Raw genomic sequence first — 417 nt, 5'->3', positions numbered from 1 at the left:
AGCCGTTCGAATTCGAACTGGAGCTGGTCAGTGAACGGGCGTCGCTGAACCTCGAATCCCTCCTGCACACGCTCGCCTTCCTGCAACTGTCGCCCAGCGGCAGCGGCATTCACGGGCTGGTCTACAGCGCCGCGCAGGGCGAAGCCGGGCGGTGCCTGTCGCGCTACCGGCTGGTGCTGCGCCCGCGGCTGGCGTACCTGGCGCACCGCATCAACCAGCGCATCTTCCAGCACAAGACGGTGCCGCAGATCATCGCCCAGGTGCTCGAAGAGCACGGCATCCTCGCCAGCGACCACCGCTTCGTGCTTGGCGCGGTGTACCCCGAGCGCATTTACTGCGTGCAGTACGACGAGTCCGACCTGCACTTCATCCAGCGCCTGTGCGAGGAGGAGGGCATCCACTACCACTTCCAGCACA

General features: G+C 65.7%; 1 protein-coding gene. It reads left to right on the top strand.

Features of this window, described 5'->3' with window-relative positions:
* On the top strand, nucleotides 1-417 hold a 417-nt coding region (locus NJH59_RS25640), incomplete at both ends, for a contractile injection system protein, VgrG/Pvc8 family (protein ID WP_253087480.1).

The organism is Pseudomonas sp. VE 267-6A, assembly GCF_024126555.1.
In the GTDB taxonomy this organism is placed as follows: Bacteria; Pseudomonadota; Gammaproteobacteria; order Pseudomonadales; family Pseudomonadaceae; genus Aquipseudomonas; species Aquipseudomonas palmensis.
Note: the sequence above shows the minus strand (reverse complement) of the source record. Positions and strands in the feature narration are given on the sequence as shown.